This window comes from Terrisporobacter hibernicus (assembly GCF_020809405.1).
Classification (GTDB): Bacteria; Bacillota; Clostridia; order Peptostreptococcales; family Peptostreptococcaceae; genus Terrisporobacter; species Terrisporobacter petrolearius.
The window spans coordinates 1182509-1200266 of record NZ_CP081135.1 but is presented as its reverse complement, the minus strand read 5'-3'; the positions used below and the strand labels follow the sequence as shown (position 1 = coordinate 1200266).

The 17758-nt window shown below is 28.6% G+C and carries 15 protein-coding genes and 1 riboswitch; of the genes, 13 read left to right on the top strand and 2 right to left on the bottom strand.

The features are described 5' to 3' along the window. Positions 1-13 precede the first annotated feature (13 nt). Together pstB and phoU are read left to right on the top strand one after the other, a co-directional pair. Positions 14-772 carry a phosphate ABC transporter ATP-binding protein PstB gene (gene pstB, locus JW646_RS05750; protein WP_228416885.1) on the top strand — a complete coding sequence of 253 codons (759 nt, stop codon included), beginning with the start codon at positions 14-16 and terminating at the stop codon, positions 770-772. A gap of 17 nt (positions 773-789) precedes the next feature. Next, positions 790-1449 (top strand): phosphate signaling complex protein PhoU, encoded by a 660-nt coding sequence (gene phoU / locus JW646_RS05745; protein WP_228416884.1) that lies wholly within the window; start codon positions 790-792, stop codon positions 1447-1449. Between the two features lie 70 nt (positions 1450-1519). Here phoU and JW646_RS20290 read toward each other — a convergent pair whose 3' ends face one another. Both JW646_RS20290 and JW646_RS05735 read right to left on the bottom strand, forming a co-directional pair. Then, positions 1520-1795 (bottom strand): phage holin family protein, encoded by a 276-nt coding sequence (locus JW646_RS20290; protein WP_234873726.1) that lies wholly within the window; start codon positions 1793-1795, stop codon positions 1520-1522. Between the two features lie 241 nt (positions 1796-2036). Then, on the bottom strand, positions 2037-2348 hold the full coding sequence (locus JW646_RS05735; protein ID WP_228416883.1) for a rhodanese-like domain-containing protein: 312 nt from the start codon (positions 2346-2348) through the stop codon (positions 2037-2039). Between the two features lie 219 nt (positions 2349-2567). On the opposite strand from JW646_RS05735, the gene JW646_RS05730 reads away from it, so the two are divergent. The 11 genes from JW646_RS05730 to JW646_RS05680 all read left to right on the top strand — a co-directional run bounded on the left by JW646_RS05730 (position 2568) and on the right by JW646_RS05680 (position 17745). Next, a complete protein-coding gene (locus JW646_RS05730) occupies positions 2568-5045 on the top strand; it encodes a CoA-disulfide reductase (protein WP_228416882.1) in 2478 nt (825 codons plus the stop codon). Between the two features lie 123 nt (positions 5046-5168). Further along, entirely contained in the window at positions 5169-5477 is a 309-nt protein-coding gene (gene trxA, locus JW646_RS05725; RefSeq protein ID WP_074919200.1) for a thioredoxin, read from the top strand. A 327-nt stretch (positions 5478-5804) separates the two neighbouring features. Then, complete coding sequence (locus tag JW646_RS05720; protein WP_228416881.1) at positions 5805-7148, top strand: C40 family peptidase; 1344 nt, start codon at positions 5805-5807, stop codon at positions 7146-7148. Between the two features lie 182 nt (positions 7149-7330). Then, complete coding sequence (locus tag JW646_RS05715; protein ID WP_228416880.1) at positions 7331-8320, top strand: flavodoxin domain-containing protein; 990 nt, start codon at positions 7331-7333, stop codon at positions 8318-8320. Between the two features lie 103 nt (positions 8321-8423). Continuing rightward, positions 8424-8530, top strand: a riboswitch (SAM riboswitch). A 102-nt stretch (positions 8531-8632) separates the two neighbouring features. Beyond that, positions 8633-9952 carry a Na+/H+ antiporter NhaC family protein gene (locus tag JW646_RS05710; protein ID WP_074919194.1) on the top strand — a complete coding sequence of 440 codons (1320 nt, stop codon included), beginning with the start codon at positions 8633-8635 and terminating at the stop codon, positions 9950-9952. A 246-nt stretch (positions 9953-10198) separates the two neighbouring features. Continuing rightward, on the top strand, positions 10199-11026 hold the full coding sequence (locus JW646_RS05705) for an undecaprenyl-diphosphate phosphatase (protein ID WP_074919192.1): 828 nt from the start codon (positions 10199-10201) through the stop codon (positions 11024-11026). Positions 11027-11118: 92 nt separating this feature from the next. Continuing rightward, positions 11119-11661 (top strand): CD3072 family TudS-related putative desulfidase, encoded by a 543-nt coding sequence (locus JW646_RS05700; protein WP_228416879.1) that lies wholly within the window; start codon positions 11119-11121, stop codon positions 11659-11661. A gap of 105 nt (positions 11662-11766) precedes the next feature. After that, positions 11767-12336 carry a CD3073 family putative ECF transporter S component gene (locus tag JW646_RS05695; protein ID WP_148557359.1) on the top strand — a complete coding sequence of 190 codons (570 nt, stop codon included), beginning with the start codon at positions 11767-11769 and terminating at the stop codon, positions 12334-12336. 518 nt (positions 12337-12854) lie between these two features. Next, positions 12855-14681 (top strand): glutamine--fructose-6-phosphate transaminase (isomerizing), encoded by a 1827-nt coding sequence (gene glmS / locus JW646_RS05690; protein ID WP_228416878.1) that lies wholly within the window; start codon positions 12855-12857, stop codon positions 14679-14681. 285 nt (positions 14682-14966) lie between these two features. Continuing rightward, positions 14967-15788 carry an SDR family oxidoreductase gene (locus JW646_RS05685; protein ID WP_228416877.1) on the top strand — a complete coding sequence of 274 codons (822 nt, stop codon included), beginning with the start codon at positions 14967-14969 and terminating at the stop codon, positions 15786-15788. Positions 15789-15822: 34 nt separating this feature from the next. Next, positions 15823-17745 (top strand): BglG family transcription antiterminator, encoded by a 1923-nt coding sequence (locus JW646_RS05680; protein WP_074920023.1) that lies wholly within the window; start codon positions 15823-15825, stop codon positions 17743-17745. The last annotated feature ends 13 nt before the right edge of the window (positions 17746-17758 follow it).

Below are 17758 nucleotides of genomic sequence, written 5' to 3'. Positions count from 1 at the left end.
GAGAGGTGTTAAAATGTCACAAAATATTAAAATAAGTGTAAGAAATTTAGAATTATTTTATGGTGATAATAAAGCTTTAAAAAATATAAATATAGATATAGAAGCTAACGAAGTAACTGCTTTAATTGGTCCATCGGGATGTGGAAAATCTACATTTCTAAGAACTCTAAACAGAATGAATGATCTTATTGATAATGTGAAAATAAATGGAGAAATTAAGTTAGATGGAGTAGATATTTATAAAGATGACGATGTCATAGAGCTTAGAACGAAGGTGGGAATGGTATTTCAAAAACCAAATCCATTTCCAATGAGTATTTATGATAATGTGGCATATGGTCCAAGAGCACATGGTATAAAAGACAAAAAACAACTGGATAAAATCGTTGAAGAAAGTTTAAAAGGTGCGGCTATTTGGGATGAAGTTAAAGATAGACTCAAATCTTCAGCTCTTGGACTGTCTGGAGGTCAACAGCAACGTATTTGTATAGCCAGAACCATTGCACTTAAGCCTGAAGTTATACTTATGGATGAGCCAACTTCAGCCCTAGATCCTATTTCCACACTAAAAGTAGAAGAGCTTATAGAAGAAATAAAGGAAAAGTTTACAGTGGTAATAGTAACTCATAATATGCAACAAGCAGCAAGAATTTCTGATAAAACAGCATTTTTTCTAAGTGGTGATTTAGTAGAATTTGATAACACAAAAACAGTATTTACAAATCCTAAAGATAAAAGAACGGAAGACTATATTACAGGTAGATTTGGATAAAAATAAGGGGTGTTAACATGAAAAAAAATGATAATAACTTAGGTTTAAGTATAAATTGTTTAAAAGATATTGCCATAGAAATGATGGATAAGTGTGAAAATATTGTTGAAGAATCTGTAAATGCAATGGTTGAAAAAAATATAGAAAAATCTAAAGAAATAATAGGTTTAGATGATGATATAGATAATTTGAGAACATATATAAGAGAGCAAATTATTGAATTAATTGCCCTTAGGCAACCAATGGCAAAAGACTTAAGAACTATATACGCACTTAGTACTATGTCTACTGAGCTTGAAAGAATTGGTGACTATGCTGTTAATATTGCCATGGAAACAATTAAAATAGGTGAAGATGAGTACGTTGAAGAGTTGATAGATATACCTAAAATGAAAAGAGTAAGTATGGATATGTTAAAAAGTGCAAAAGTTGCTTTTATAAATAGTGATGTAAAACTGGCTCATAAGACGGCTTTGCAAGACGATATAATAGACGATTTATATAATGAAGTATATATAGATTGTATTTCTGCAATGAAAAGAGATGAAAGAAATATACCTCAGGCTGTAAGGTTGTTGCTAGTTGGACGATTTTTAGAAAGGATAGGAGATCATGTAACAAATATTTGCGAAATGATAATATATTCTATAAAAGGCGAAATGCTTGAGCTAGATTAAATAAAAAAATCTGTAAAGAAAATATCTTTACAGATTTTTTATTACAATAAAACATAATTCAATGATGTTGTTAATCAAAAATATTATACAATACGGAATTGGCTATAGATAATAATATGGCAGCCCAAATGGAATTTAAGATCCCGTTAAGTTCTGCACCTGGGACTATAGAAAAAGCTAAGTATAAAACTATACCATTAATAACTAATGAAAATAATCCTAAAGTTAAAATAGTTATAGGGAGTGAGAAAAATTGTATAATGGGTTTTACTATTAAGTTAAGGCAGCCAAAAATTATAGTAAGCATTATTAAAGCTGATAAAGAGCCTATATATACGCTAGACATTAAATTTGAAATTATAAATAAAGATATTGCATTAATAACAATAAACAAAGATATTCTTCTCATGTCAATTCTCCTTTTCTTTTAATTATGTGAATTTATTCCTTCGAATAGAGTATATGTAACCTTATAATTATTATATAACAAATTTTAAATACTATTAATAATCTTATAAATATTAAGAAATACTTAAGAAATTTATAATAAAATACCCACTTCATATATAAGGTGGGTATTTTTATTTTTATAAATAATTCAAATGTCCAATAATACCTTGTGTTAAATTGTATAAATGTTTAAATCCGTATTCATATAATAAATGGGCAGCATAAACACTTCTTTTCCCTGAGCGGCAGTAAATAATAACTTTTTCATCTTTATAAGGTAATAAGTGATCTATTTGCAAATCTAAATCACTTATAGGAATATTTATAGCATTAGGGATGCGGCTAGTATTATATTCTGCTTCTGTTCTAACATCAAGTAATATGAGTTTTTCTTTATTATTTATCATATTATTTAGTTCTAGCGAATTTATATCTTCATATATCTTCATTGAAAGGTCTCCTTTAAATATTATTTCACAATTTTATTAATATATTAATTGCATATATAAATCTATTTATAAAATAATTACCCACTTATTATTATTTGCAATCTAAATGATAATAAAATAAAAAAATTCGTTTTATGTGACAATGTTACAGTCTAAAAAAATTTATTCCTATATATTGTAAGTACTAAGTATTATTTATAAAAAGTAGGGGGTTTTATAATGAGTAAGAAGATAATTATAGTTGGTGGTGTAGCAGGTGGTGCATCCACAGCAGCTAGACTTAGAAGATTAGATGAACATGCAAATATTATAATGTTTGAAAAAGGAGAGTATATTTCTTTTGCCAACTGTGGGCTTCCATATCATATTGGAGGGACAATAAGTGAAAGAGAAAAGCTAATAGTTACAAGTGTAGAATCTATGAGTAATAAGTTCAATATAGATATAAGAAATTTTAGTGAAGTTGTTAAAATAGATAAGAAAAATAAAACAGTAACAGTTAAAAATCATAAAACAAATGAAATTTATGAAGAAAATTATGATAACTTAGTTCTATCTCCAGGAGCGAGCCCTATTAAGCCTCCAATTTCAGGAATTAATGATTGTGATAATTTATTTATTTTGAGAAATATACCAGATACAGATAAAATTAAGAATTTTATAAATGAAAACAAACCAAAGCATGTAACTGTAGTTGGCGGAGGATTTATTGGGCTTGAAATGTTAGAAAACTTGTATGATTTAGGGTTGAACCTTACATTAGTAGAAGCAAGTGAACAAGTTATGGCACCGCTAGATATAGAAATGGCAAGTATAATTCATGAACATATTGTAGATAAAGGCATACAAGTTATCCTAAAAGATGGCGTAAATTCTTTTGAAAACAATGGTAAAAAGATAGTATTAGCAAGTGGAAAAGAAATAAATACAGATATGATAATTTTATCTATAGGTGTGAAGCCAGAAACAAATATTGCAAAGGAATGTGGTCTTAAGCTAAATCAACGAGGAGCTATAGTAGTTGATAAGTATATGAAAACATCAGATAATAATATTTATGCACTAGGTGATGCTGTAGAGATTATGGATTTTGTAAATAAAAAACCTACAATGATTCCTTTAGCTTGGCCAGCAAATAGACAAGGAAGAATAGTTGCAGACAATATTTGTGGCAAAAAATCAGAGTATAAAGGTAGTCTTGGATCATCTGTGGCAAAGGTTTTTGACTATACTGTAGCTACAACAGGAAATAATGAAAAGACTTTGAAAAAGTTAGGAATTAACTATGAAGTAATTCATATTCATCCTTCATCAAGTGCATCATATTATCCTGGGGCTTTTCCAATATCTTATAAAATGACATTTGGCCCTAAGGATGGAAAAATATTTGGAGCACAAGGTGTAGGAATAAATGGAGTAGAAAAAAGAATTGATATAATAGCTACTGCAATAAAAGGCAATCTTAATATATATGATTTGCAAGATGTGGAAGTATGCTACGCTCCACCATACAATTCAGCAAAAGATCCTGTAAATATGTTAGGATATTACGCTGAAAATATAATTGAAAAAAACGTAAATGTTATTCAATGGTATGAAGTTGATAAATTAGATAATAATAATTCTATAATTATAGATATAAGAGAAGAATTTGAATTAGCTACAGGAGTAATAGAAAATTCTATTAATATACCTTTAACAGTTTTAAGACATAGACTAAATGAAATACCTAAAAATAAAATGATTTATGTCACATGTCAAGTAGGGCTAAGAGGATATATTGCTTGTAGAATATTATCCCAAAATGGTTTTGATTGTGCAAATATTGATGGTGGAATAAAAACATATTTAGCTGTTAAAAAAGCAGAAAAAGCTTTAAATAATCAAAATATCAGTAAAAATAATGGGCGAAAAGAAATGAGTAAAAATGATTTTAACAAGGAAAGTGTAGATGCTCATGTTACTTTAGATGCTTGTGGGCTTCAATGCCCTGGTCCAATAAGAAGAGTATTTGAAGAAATTAATAAAATGGAAGAAAATCAAATACTAGAAGTTAAAGCCAGTGATCCTGGTTTTACAAAAGACATTGATTCATGGTGTGATAAAACAGGAAATACTTTATTAAAATCTGAATTTGACAAGAATAAAAAAGCTTTTGTGGCTTATATACAAAAAGGAAGTAAAGATGTAAAAGTAAATCCTTCTTGCTCTTTAAGTAATAATGAAAAAGATGGAGCTACAATGGTAGTATTTAGTGGTGATTTAGATAAAGCAATTGCATCATTTATAATAGCAACAGGAGCTGCATCTATGGGAAAACCAGTTACTATGTTCTTTACGTTTTGGGGACTTAATATCTTAAAAAGTAAAGACAAGCCATCTGTTTCAAAAGATGCTATGGAGAAAATGTTTGATATGATGTTACCATCAAATACAGATAAATTACCTTTATCACAAATGAATATGGGTGGTATGGGACCTAAGATGATAAAACAAATTATGAAAAAGCATAATGTGGATGATATTGATACATTAATAAAAAATGCAATGGATATGGGTGTAAAAGTTGTGGCTTGCTCCATGAGTATGGAACTTATGGGTATAAAAGCAGAAGAATTTATTAATGGTGTAGAAATAGGAGGAGTTGCATCTTATTTAGGAGCGACAGAAGAATCAAATTTAAATTTATTTATATAATTTAAAAATGTGTATTTATGTGAAAAATGGGTATATATATTAATAATAATATAGATATAAATTTGTTATTGTAATAAAATATAAATGACAAACAAAATATAGAAAAATATGGAGGATATTTTAATGGCACAAATACTTAATAACGATAATTTTAATACATCAATAGAAAATGGAGTATGCGTAGTAGATTTTTTTGCAACTTGGTGTGGACCTTGCAAAATGTTAGCTCCTGTATTTGAAGAATTAAGTGGAGAAATGAATACAGCTAACTTCTTCAAAGTTGATGTGGATCAAGCATTAGATGTTGCAAGAAGATATGCAATAACAACTGTTCCAACAATGATAATATTCAAAGATGGAGAAGTAGCAGATAAAATGGTAGGTTTCCTTCCAAAAGAACATATAAAAGCAAAAATAGAAGCTCAATTATAATAACAAATAAATTTATTATAAATAAAATGGTGATATCTGTTAAGAGTCACCATTTATTTTTTTGAAAATAAATGTAAAAAATACTATAAAAACCATTGATTTCCACAAAACATATTGATTAAAATTAAATTAGGGAATAAATTACAATTTCGAAAGGAAAAAGTTACGAAAAAGTTACAAAAATGTATTTTTTTTACTGTCGAAATATAGACAAACTAATGTAAAAATGTAATAATAGTATTAATACCAAGTAAATATGTTTCAAATATGTTACATATTGGAAGGGGGATAGAAATTACAATTTATAAATTGTAAAATCGATTAAATATGAGTATAAATAAAAAATATGTAATGGCTGGTATGCTAGCTACAGCGCTAGTAGCACCAATGGCAGATGTAACGAACTCTCATGCAGATGATACAAGAACAATAACAGGAAGAGTAAACTTTAGAACTGGACCAAGCAAAGAGTATGATTCTATGGGTAAAATAGAAAAAGGAAAAACTGTTACTTACTTAGGTTCAAATGGTAGTTGGAGAAAAATAAAATATAACTCAAAAACAGGTTATGTTCATAAGGATTATATATCAAGTGGAACATCAGCTTCATCAAGTGAGAAATATGTTGATACTTCAGCTGGATTAAATGTAAGAAAAGGGCCATCAACTAGCTATGCTAAGATAGCAACATTAACTAATGGAACTAAAGTTAAAGTAATAACTACAAGTGGCGATTGGTCAAAAATTTCTAGTGGAAGTATAACAGGATATGTTTCAAATCAATATTTAAGCAGTAAAGCACCAAGTTCAGATAATGATAGTAATGAAACATCAATTACAAAATATGTGGATGCAAGTGTTGGACTAAATGTAAGAAAAGGAGCAGGAACAAGCTACTCAGTAATTACTACATTAAGTCATGGAACAAAAGTAACTGTAAAATCAACTAGCAACGGATGGTCAAAAATAACTAGTGGAAGTGTAACAGGATATGTTTCTAGTGCATATTTAAGTAGCAATAAGCCAAGTACTGGAAATGATTCTAATAATGAAACATCAACTACTAAATATGTAGACTCAAAACCTGGATTAAATGTAAGAAGAGGAGCAGGAACAAGCTACTCAGTAATTACTACATTAAATCATGGAACAAAAGTAACTGTAAAATCAACTAACAATGGATGGTCAAAAATAACTAGTGGAAGTATAACAGGATATGTGTCTAGTACATATCTAACTAGCACAAAACCATCTTCTGGAGGTTCTTCAGATTCTAATACATCAACTAGTACTTCAGCAAGTAAGGTAATTTCTTATGCAAAAAAATTATTAGGAAAGCCTTATGTATGGGGTGCTCAAGGACCTAGTGGATTCGACTGTTCAGGGTTTACATACTATGTATTTAAAAATGCTGCTGGAATAACATTACCAAGAACATCATCTTTACAAAGTCACTATGGAACTTATGTAAGTAGAAGTAATTTAAAAGCTGGAGATTTAGTATTCTTTGATACTGTTGGTTCAAATAATGGTGGGGTTACTCACGTTGGTATCTACATAGGAAATGGACAATTAATTCATGCTGCATCTGGGCAAGGAAAAGTTGTTATAAACGATATGAATAGTTCGTACTATGTAAATACTTATGTAAATGCAAGAAGAGTTTTATAATCATCGAAAAGAAAAAGTACATATTGGAATTATTAAGTAAATCTTAATAATTCCTTTTTTTATTATTAAAAAAAATATAAAAATCATAAAAATATAAGCTATTTACTCATTTGATAGACAGGGGTCATAAAAAGTGTAACAATAGAAGAAAGGAAGATGTGAAAACTATTCCTAAAAAATAAATGTCAAATAATAAGATTTATTATGAAGAGGTGGATAAAATGAATGTTACTCTTATTTTATATGAAAGTAAGTATGGAACAGGAAAGGTTATTGCAAATACTGTATGTCCAATATTAGGCCCAGCAAAATCTTTTGACATTATTGATGCACCAAGTGATATTAAGTATTATTCTAACATTGTCTTAGTGTTTTCTTTGTATGGACAAAATAGTTGCGAAAAAATTTTGAAATATATAGAAGAAAACAAAATAGACTTTAGTAAGAAAAGAGTAGCCTTAGTATGTATAGGACTAAATAAACCAGATGGATTAAATGAAATTGCTAAATTGAAAAAAATTGTAAATAATGAAAATATTTTTTGCGAGTTTATAAAGGGTGAAATGTTTATAAATAAGCTTAATACTGATGATAAGGAAAAGATAAAGTCATTTTGTTCCAAAGTGGGGATACCATTTGGTGACTTAGGTGAATATGATGAGAAAAAAGCCTTGGAATTGGGTAAAGACTTAAGGGAATATTTTAATACACCTAAGTTTATACCTCCGGTTAATATAACCAAAAAAGAAATTGAAGCTTTTCTTATAAATAAAAACACATGTACACTTGCTACTGGATATGGAGACTTTGTAAGAGCGACACCTTTAGAATATGAGTATTATGATGGAAATATTTATATAATTAGTGAAGGCGGTTTAAAGTTTATAGGACTTTCAAAAAACAATAAAATATCTCTTTGTGTATATGAAGATTATAAAAGTATGAACAATTTATGTGGATTGCAAATAAGTGGAGAAGCGAAAATTATAAAACCTTGGTGTGATGAATATATAGATGTACTTAGTAGAAAAGATCTTAAGGTAGAAAATATATCAAAATTACCTTTTGATATGAATGTAATAAAAATTGTACCAAGTAAGTATGAATTTTTATATTCTAAATTTAAAAATTTAGGATTTGACTCAAAACAAATTTATATACCTGAGAAATAGTTTGTGCTTAATATGATATATTAGAATTTTTTAATAATAAAAAGTTGACAGTAGATAAAAAATACTCTAGTATTATATTAATTAATAAAAATAAATATTTACTTACTTATCAAGAGTGGTGGAGGGACAGGCCCTATGATACCCGGCAACCGATATATATTTATATATAAAAAGGTGCTAAATCCTGCAGCGAAGGCTGAAAGATGAGGAATAACATAGTTTATAAAAGCTTGAGATTATTCTCAAGCTTTTTTTAGTATGGAAAATAAAATTTAAACTGATAGTAAGTATTATAAGGAAGGGAGAATAATTATGAGTAAGGAAAGACAAAAAGGTAGTGCATTGGCATTATTGCCACTAGTTATATTTTTGGTTTTATTTATTGGAAGTGGAGTTATAAGTGGAAATTTTTATAAAATGCCTACTTTAGTAGCTTTTATAATTTCAACAGCAGTAGCATTTTTATTTAATAGAGAAGTTGATTTTAACAAGAAGATAGACGTATTTTGTAAAGGTGGAGGAAATAAAGATATTATTTTAATGCTTATAATATTCTTATTTGCTGGTGCTTTCAGTGGTGTATCAAAAGCCATGGGTGGAGCTGATTCAGTAGTAAATTTAGGTTTATCAGTAGTACCAGCTAACTTATTAGTTACAGGATTATTTGTTATAGGATGTTTTATATCAATATCTATGGGAACATCAGTAGGGACAATAGCTGCAATAGGACCAATAGGTGTAGCAGTCGCTTCAAAAACTGGAATACCAGTAGCTTTAGTTTTAGGTGCAGTCGTAGGTGGTGCGATGTTTGGTGATAACTTATCAATGATATCTGATACAACAATTGCAGCAACTAGAACTCAAGGTTGTGAAATGAGAGATAAGTTTAAAGTAAACTTCTTAATAGTGCTGCCAGCAGCAATAGTAACCATAATATTGTTAACTGTAATGAGTAGAGGATATGTAAGCGTATCAAATGAAGCGTATGATTATGAATTATTAAAAGTTTTACCATATTTATTTGTACTTATTGGTGCCATTCTTGGAGCAAATGTATTTTTACTTCTTGGTGGAGGAGTAATATTTGCAGGAACAATAGGCATAATAACAGGATCATTAGATTTATTTGGAGTAATAACAGCTGTATCTGAAGGAATGGCGGGAATGTTTGAACTTTGTATGATATCTGTAGTAGTTGGAGGAATGGTTGAACTTATTAAGTTTAATGGAGGAATTGATTTTGTACTTGATTTTATACAAAGTAAAATTAAAAATAAAAAAGGTGCTGAATTTGGAATAGCAGCATTAGTTAGTATTGTAGATTTATGTACTGCAAATAACACTATAGCCATAGTAATGGCTGGACCAATAGCTAAAGATATAGCAGATGAATATGAAATAGATTCAAAAAAATCAGCTAGTATATTGGATATATTTTCTTCAGTATGGCAAGGTATAATTCCTTATGGAGCCCAACTATTAACAGCAGCAGGTTTGGCTGGTATATCACCATTTGCAATAATTGGTTACTTACACTATCCAATATTAATGTTTGTGTGTGGTATAGTTGCTATAGGATTTGGTCTTCCGAGACTTAAAAGTAACAAAGGAAATTCAGAAAAAATAGCATAGAAACTACCTAATATAGGAAAAAAGTTATCTGAAATATTTTAGATAACTTTTTTTAAATAAGGGTAGTTTTAGAGGATATTTTAAAGTAATTAAATTTTTATACTTACTATTTTGTGAATTTATTACAAAATGGTAAGTATAAAATTATGAGGCTAAGTCATACTTTATATGGTATACTAGAAAAGGACCTAATATTAATTAGGATTTTTTTTATTCAAATAAAGAAAATATAAATGAGGTGAAAACATGGAATGGATAGAAATATTTAAAGCCATCATATTGGGAATTATTGAAGGAATTACAGAGTGGCTTCCAGTAAGTAGTACAGGCCATATGATATTAGTTGATGAATTTCTACAATTAGGTATGTCGCCAGCTTTCAAAGAAATGTTCTTTGTAGTTATACAGCTTGGTGCCATAATGGCTGTTGTAATTTTATATTGGAAAAAGATTTTTCCTTTTAAATTTGATAGAAAACCATTTGTACAAAAAGACATAATTATTATGTGGATTAAAATAGTAATTGCTTGTATTCCTGCAGCAGTAATTGGATTACTATGGGATGATCAAATAAATGCGCTATTTTATAATTTCCAAACAGTAGCTACTATGCTTATCATATTTGGTATTTTATTTATAGTAGTTGAAAATCATAACAAAGGTACAAGACCTAAAGTTACAAACATGAATCAACTTACATATAAAATGGCTATAATCATAGGATTATTCCAATTAATAGCCGCAGTTTTTCCAGGGACATCTCGTTCAGGGGCAACAATAGTGGGAGCATTATTAATAGGTGTATCAAGAGAAATAGCAGCAGAGTTTACATTCTTTTTAGCTATACCAGTAATGTTTGGTGCAAGTTTACTTAAGCTATTAAAATTTGGATTTGCATTTACGAGTTTTGAATTAATTGTATTAGGTGCTGGTACTGTAGTATCATTTGTAGTATCTGTTTGGGCAATCAAATTCCTTATGGGATATATTAAAAAACATGACTTTAAAGTATTTGGATGGTATAGAATAATCCTTGGTATTATTTTATTAGCATACTTTTTCTTTATGATGTAAAATAATTTAGAATTTTAGATAAAGCTATGGTAAAAATAAATTGCCATGGCTTTTTAATATATAATAATTGATAGATAAAATAAGGAGTAATTATGAAAAGAATTTTAGCTGTAACACATTGTATTTTAAATAGAGCATCAAAAGTTGAAGGATATAATATCAAAGAAATTAACGAAGAAAATAATTTGAGAAAAAAATTATTAAATGAAGTTTTAACAAAAGATATAGAGTTATTACAATTACCATGTCCAGAGTTTACAATGTATGGTTCAAAACGTTGGGGACATGAAAAAAGTCAATTTGATAATCCATTTTTTAAAAGTCATTGTAATAATCTATTAAAGCCTATAATAGAACAATTAATAGAGTATTATACAAATAAAGAAAAATTTGAAATAATGGGTATTGTTGCCATAGATGGCAGCCCTAGTTGTGGATATAATTTTACTTGCAAAGGTAATTATGGAGGGGAGCTTGGAGGATGTGCATCATTAAATAAAAAAATAGAAAGTATATCTTTAGAAAATGAATCAGGCATATTTATAGAAGAATTAAAAAAATTATTGGATGCTCATAATATAAAAATACCAATTAGAACATTAAAAGATGAAGTTATTCATTTAAAAAAATTATAATTAATAAGCAATATTGTATTTTTATATATATGATATCGATTCTCTTGAACTTCAATAAAATCATGATATAATTCAACTGAAATATAATAAAAGGGAGATGATATCATGAATAGTAATAAGTCAAGAATGATAACTTTTTGTGGCTTAGCAATAGCAGTTAATATAGTACTTGGAATAGCTACAAGTGCACTTAAGTTGCCATTCTATTTGGATACACTAGGAACAGTTATAACTGCAGCACTTATGGGACCAATTCCTGGTGTAATAGTAGGAGCATTAACAAATATAATAACAGGATTTATGTATAGTATAAAAGATATTCCATTCTTATTAGTCAATGTTGCAGTGGCTCTAATAGTAGGATTTGTAGCAAAAAGATTTAAATTTACATATGTAACTGCATTTATAACAGGATTAATTCTTAGTATAGTCTGTCCATTAATAGGGACTCCAATAGGGGTTGCGATTTACGGAGGTTTGACAGGCACAGCATCTGATGTAATTGTTATGTGGTTAAGAAGTAGTGGTAGTAGTATATTTGCAGCATCATTTATTGCAAAAGTAGGTAATAATTTAATTGATAAAGTAGGTACATGCTTATTAGCAGTATTAATAATTAGATATTTACCATATACAATTAAAAATTCTATGAAAGATTATGTAGGAAGCAAATAATAAATAAAAAAGGATATTAATCGTCTAAAAATATTTTAGGCGATTTTTTTGTATGCTTCTAATTAAAAAATAAAATTAATTATATATATAAGATATGGCTTGAGATAAAGTAAAATGAAGGAATTATGCAAAGTGATAAAAAAATATGATGAGCAGGATTATTTATATAGATTGACATAGCCTTTATTATATATTAGTATCGTACTTATAAAATAATATAGTTAATTTAATTTTAAAAAAATCTATTTTAAAATTAGTTTAACTAAGAGTAAGGTCAAATATAAATATTAAGCGCCAGAACTTAACAATAATATAATTTTTATTAGTAGTATTGGGGGTTAAGTTGACGAGGACAGAGTTAATCGATTTTTCGGCGGATGCTCTGCGGTGTGTTTACCATCGTTAAGGTTTTCTCAAATCATAGAAGTGATTCTGTGGACAAAGGAAAACCAAAGTAAGCTTTTTCATGACCTAACTCTAAAAATATATAAAATAATATTTTTAGGAGAACACATAATATGTGTGGAATAGTTGGATATTTAGGAAAAAGACAGGCAACAGAAGTTTTAATAGAAGGTCTGTCAAAATTAGAGTACAGAGGATATGACTCTGCAGGTGTTGCCGTAAATACTGGTGACGAATTAGAAATAAGAAAGTTCAAAGGAAGACTTGCAATACTTGCTGAAGACTTGCAAAAAAATCCTATTGATGGACATTTAGGAATAGGGCATACAAGATGGGCAACTCATGGAGAACCATCAGATGTAAACTCACATCCTCATTACAATATGGATAGAACTATAGCTGTTGTTCACAATGGTATAATAGAAAACTACCTTGAATTAAAAGCTGAATTAGAATCTGAAGGAGTTAAATTCTTATCTCAAACAGATACAGAAATAGTAGCTCACATGGTAAGTAAATACTATGAAGGAAATCTTTTAGAAGCAGTATATAAAGCAACTGAAAGATTCAGAGGAGCATATGCTCTAGGTGTAGTATGTGCTGACAATGTAAATGAACTAGTTGCAGTTAGAAAAGACAGTCCATTAGTTGTAGGTTTAGGTGAAGATGAAAACATGGTAGCATCTGATATACCTGCAATATTAAAATATACAAGAAATGTTTACTTCTTAGAAAATGGTGAATTCGTTCATATAGAAGGAAATAAAATAACTGTTTTAAATGAAAAGAAAGAAGTAGTAGAAAAAGAAGTAAGTGAAATAACTTGGGATGTGGAAGCAGCATCTAAAGGTGGATTTGATAGCTTCATGGCAAAAGAAATCTACGAACAACCAAAAGGTGTAGAAGATACACTTCTTAGAAGATTAGACGAAGATGGAAAGATAAAACTAGACGATATAAAAATAACTAAAGAAGATTTAGATAAAATAAACAAAGTTTATATAGTAGCTTGTGGTACTGCTTATCATGCAGGACTTGTTGGAAAAAATGCTATAGAAAAATTTGCTAAAATACCAGTTATAGCTGATATAGCTTCTGAATTTAGATATAGTGATCCATTTGTAGATGAAAATACTTTAATAATAATAGTAAGTCAATCAGGAGAAACAGCTGATACTTTAGCAGCACTTAGAGATGCTAAGTCAAAAGGTGCTAGAGTATTATCAATAACTAACGTTGTTGGTTCATCGATAGCTAGGGAGTCTGATGATATATTCTACACATGGGCAGGGCCAGAAATAGCAGTTGCATCTACAAAAGCTTATACAACACAATTAACAGCATTTTATATGATAGCATTAAATTTAGCTATGACAAAAGGAACTATAAGTGAAGAAGAATACTTTAAAATGATAGATAAATTAAAAGAGATGCCATCACAAGTTGAAAAAGTATTACAAAGTGACGAATTAATAAAAGAAATAGCGACTGAAATAAAAGATAAAAATGATATGTTCTATTTAGGTAGAGGAATTGACTATGCACTAGCTATGGAAGGTTCTTTAAAAATAAAAGAAATATCTTATATGCATGCTGAGGCTTTTGCTGCTGGAGAATTAAAACATGGAACAATAGCTTTAATAGAAGAAGGAACTCCTGTTTTAGTCTTAGCTACTCAAGAACAGTTATTTGAAAAGATGTTATCAAATATGCAAGAAGTTAAAGCTAGAGGAGCTAAAGTTATAGCAATAGCTAAAGAGCATAACAAAGAAGTAGAAAAATCAGCTGATAGAGTAATATATATACCAGAAGTTGATGATATGTTTGCAAGTATAACAGCTGTTGTACCAATGCAGCTACTTTCATATCATGTAGCCCAAATGAGAGGGTGTGACATAGATAAGCCTAGAAACTTAGCTAAGTCAGTTACAGTTGAATAAAAATAGAATTTAAAAGAATAAAAGGTATTGTATTGAGATGTTTTTAGCATTAAGATTCAATACCTTTTTTAATTGTAAAGAAACTACATGTATCAGCCAATATTTGGGAATAGTTTAAGTGATATGTACAAACCATTTATTATATTAGTATAATATCATCATAGAAACATTAAATTGAATAAATTATAACTGAGAAATTCTTCTACCGGGAAAAAGATGATATTAATTAAAATTGGCATATTTGGTAGACTTATCTTAACAAATAACAGATAAGGAGACAAGGGAATGGAAAAATCATGGTTAAGTTTAGAAAATAAAACAGTCCTTGTTACAGGTGGAGCTTCAGGGATTGGGAAAGCCGTTGCACAAGAATTTTTAAATGTAGGGGCAAATGTAGTTGTATGTGATTTAAATCCAAATGAGCCAGAATTTCAAATAGAAGAAAACAGTGGCAAAATGTTATATGCAAATATGAATGTAACAGATAAAGAAAGTATAAGTTCAGCAGTAAAAAAAGCTAAAGAAACTTTTGGAAGCATAGATGTATTAGTAAATAATGCAGGTATAAATATACCTTCTTTACTAATTGATGATAAGGAAGAAAATAGTAAGTATGAACTAAATGATAATATATATGATAAAGTAATGGGCATAAATGTAAAGGGAGTATATTTATGTGCACAAATTGCAGGAAGAGAAATGGTAAAACAGGGACATGGTGTAATAATAAATATGTCTTCTGAATGTGGTCTTGAAGGTTCTGAAGGGCAAGGAATATATGCAGCAAGTAAAAATGCAGTAAATTCATTTACAAGATCTTGGGCAAAAGAGCTTGGTAAAAAAGGAGTAAGAGTTGTAGGGGTAGCACCAGGAATAATGGAAGCTACAGGATTAAGAACTTTAGCATATGAAGAAGCGCTTTCATATACGAGAGGAATAACAGTAGACCAATTAAGAGCTGGTTATACAAAGTCATCTACTACTCCAATAGGAAGAGATGGAAAATTAAGTGAGGTAGCAAATACAGTATGTTTCTTAGCATCTGAAAGAGCTGGATATATTCACGGAGTTACTGTAAATGTAGCTGGTGGAAAGACTAGAGGATAATCATAATATAAATCTGCAATAGGGAGGGCTATTGATGAATATTATAAATGAAGAAAATCGCTTATGTAAAATATTGAGAATTATAGAACAAAGTAATTTAACGTCTTCACAATCTATTGCAGATAAATTAGGTGTTAGCACAAAAACTGTAAAAAATGAGATAAAAGAATTAAATAGAGTGCTAAAAGGGTATGCGGTTATTGATATTAAAAAAGGTAAATATGTACTTTATATTATTGATCAACAAAACTTCGATGTAGTAAGGCAAAGCTTAGGTATACAAGATGACTATTTTAACTCGCAACAAAATAGAATGTCATATATCTTGTACAAGTTAATGAATAGTAATGAACCATACTTAATAGACGATTTAGCTGAAGAAATGAATATAGGAAAAACTACTTTTATAGGTGATCTAAAAAAATTAAGAAATAATATACAAAAGCATAATTTAAAAATTGTTGGGAAAACGAATACAGGATTATTTCTTGAAGGAAATGAAGTAGATATTAGAATGTGTTTGTTACAAGATATGTATGGTTCAGTTTACAAAGAATTCAAAATTGATGAAGATATAATTGAATTAATATCTAAAACTTGTAGAAAAAATGCTTTAGGAAGTGGAGCTATAGACAACTTTATAAAATTCTTTACAGTTATGATAGATAGATTGCTAAATGATTATACAATTAAATATTTAGATGATAAGTATATAGAATTAGAATCTACAAAAACATTTGAATTTGTAGACAAGCTTTTAGGTGAGGTGGAAAAAATTATACCTGTAAAAGTTCCTTTAAATGAAAGAATATTTATGGTGTTACCTATAATTAGTATGAGAACTCCGATAAACTCTCAGGGAATAAAAGAAATTGAAGTGTCAGATGAGACAATTGATTTAGTGCAGGAAATAATAACCTTAATAAAAAGTCAGATGAATATAACTATTATGCCAGGTGATTTCTTTGATGAATTTGTATATCATATGTTTTTCATGATAAATAGAGTGAAATTTGGTATAGAAATTAAAAATCCTATTTTGGAAGATATTAAAGAAAAATATTCAGTGGCATTTAAAATGGCAGAATTATCTAAATGTATAGTTGAAGATAAATTAGGTAAAAAAGTATCTAAAGATGAAGTAGGATATATGGCTATGTATTTCGGAGTTTTTATATCAGAGAACTCGTATAAAAATAAAATCTATAGAGTGGCTATTATATGTGGTAGTGGGGTATTAACTGCAAGAATTATATCAAGTCAGTTAAAGAAAATTTTATCTCCAGAATCAGAAATAGATATGTATTCTAGTACAGAAGTTAATGATGAGTTATTAAATAAATATGACTTAATATGTTCCACATATAAATTAACTTGTGATATAAATACACCAATAATATATATGAAAGAGATATTTGACGAACATCAATTTAGAAAGCAAATAGAACAAGTTAAATATACTCAAAAACTAGAAGTACCTTTATTACAGGGAATAGATTCCATACTTTTAAATTTATTAGACGAAGAAAAGTTTTTCGTGTTAGATAATAATTTAAGTTACAAAGAAAATATAAACTTAATGGTTGATGCACTTGGAAATAATGGATATGTGGATGATGGATTTAAAGAAAGACTTGAAAAGAGAGAAGACAATTCTACTATGGTTTTTGATAAACATATTGCTATACCACACGTTGTAAATTATGAAAGTGATAATATTGTTTTAGCTCTTGGAGTATTTGATGATACTTTAATCATTGATAAAGAAAGAAATGTAAAATTAGTATTTCTACTTGGTATACCAGAAGAGCTTGGTGAGAATGAAATGTTACTAATTAAAATTTATAACGAAATAATTTCCATTGCTAAAGATGAAAATAAAATAAAAGAAATATCTAGGTTAAAAAAATATAAAGATTTAGTTCTTTATAAGATAAAAGAAGAGAGTACTTTTTAAAGGATGAGGTGAA